The organism is Algibacter sp., from assembly GCF_049667265.1.
Classification (GTDB): domain Bacteria; phylum Bacteroidota; class Bacteroidia; order Flavobacteriales; family Flavobacteriaceae; genus Algibacter_B.
Genome location: NZ_JBATHX010000439.1, coordinates 1 through 1,714, shown reverse-complemented (window position 1 = coordinate 1,714; position 1,714 = coordinate 1). Strand labels below are relative to the sequence as shown.

Sequence of the window (1,714 nt, the reverse complement as noted above, 5' to 3'; positions counted from 1 at the left end):
AGTAAAATCTCCTATAAACATTCCAGTTCCGGAACCAATATAAGCCGAACCAGTAGCATCCGATTCAAAGGTCATTGATCCGTTATTTGTTACAGTACCGTTGTTAGTAACTACAACATTAGGGTTAACTCTTAATGAGGCATCACTTTCAACAGTTAGCATAGAACATGGATTTATAGTTAAGTCTTGACCTGTATTTAAAACAGGGTAGTTTGGCATACCAATTGGAATCGTTACAGCACCATTGATTGATAATCCTGGAGCTAAATTATCTTGCCAGTTCTCTATCTCAGTCCAATCTGAATTGATAGCTCCATTCCAAATAGCTGATTCCGAAGAGTAAGCGCCGTAATTTATGGTAAAGCTGCATCCTCTATTATAGTTTCCGCAACCATCAGCAAAATCTATCGTATAGGTGGCCGTACCACCGCAATCATCACCTTCTAGTACCGGATTCGAAATATTGACTCCACCCAAACCACTACAAGTATCTTCATAGAAGCCATATATTCCCTGTTCAAAAAATGCAATTTCTGCCTCATCACCTGTTGGTAAGTCTGCCTCTGTTGCCACGTCTGAATAGCCAAAATCGGCGGCTGTAGGACAGTCAGTAATTACATTAGGTGGTGTTTCATCCTTAATAGTGAAAGTCGCTGTTGTTGCTGCTGTTAAACCTGCCGCATCCGTAGCTGTAAACGTTACGGTAGCACTACCTGTACCACCACATTCATCTGTGAATGTTACACACTCGGCTGAAGGTGTCGCTTCTACTACAACTGTACCTAAAGAGCCGTCTGTAGCGCCTTGTGCCCCAGGGCCCATTAAGGCAAATCCAAGTTGGATGTAGACCGCATCTGGTTGCGTATTATTATATGCCACCGTGAATGGCCCTTCGTTTAACGGTACGCTTATTTGTTCAATAAAACCGTAGCCACTATCGAATAACTTAATGAATGCCACACTCTCGTAAGCCGAGTCTAAGGTATTGCTGGTCACGTTTCCGTTGAAGGTAAATGACTGCCCAGCAAGGCTGTGGTCCTCAATAAAGGTATTACCTTCTATGGTTAGGTCAGTTGTCGGCTCAATTAAACTAGGTTGCAATACGATGATGTTTCCTGGCATAATTGCAGAGCTTACATCTTGTAAATCAACTTGGTTGCCGCTTACATAATTAGTGCCGTCAAACCTGTTGTTATATCCTATCCATGAAGCATCACCATCAATGGTCCGGGTAATTTCATTACAAAAATTATTACTCCACGTAAGATCGCCAGAATTATCATTAGCTACAGCTCCTCCGTTATTGGCTAGCCATACATTAAATGCTGTATCAGTATCTACAATACCACAATCTTCAGTTTGATTCTGTGCCTCAGTTACAATCATTGGTGGTTCGGTATTACCACATCCATACATTGAAAATCTTAAATCCCAGTCCCAAGGACCACCTACTGTACCGTTAGTATACGTTGCTTTAACCACTCCGTCAGTATATGGATTGTTAGTGTTTATAGCAAATTGTATATTAGTAATATCATATACTGGTGATATGATAAAGTAATAAGGGCTTCCTGGAGTTAAGCTAACTGCATTATCAAATTGAAAATCAAAACCAACTTTACCTATAGTGATTGGTTGTAATCCGTCAGCATTTACATATGTGTATGTAGCAGAAGCTAGAGAAGTACTAGGTAGCGTTCCTGTTCCTATACCC

Annotated in this window: 1 protein-coding gene; it reads right to left on the bottom strand. The window is 40.8% G+C overall.

Features of this window, described 5'->3' with window-relative positions; translation table 11 throughout:
- A partial coding sequence (locus WBN21_RS15240; RefSeq protein WP_424201775.1) for a hypothetical protein occupies positions 1–1,714 on the bottom strand: 1,714 nt, incomplete at both ends.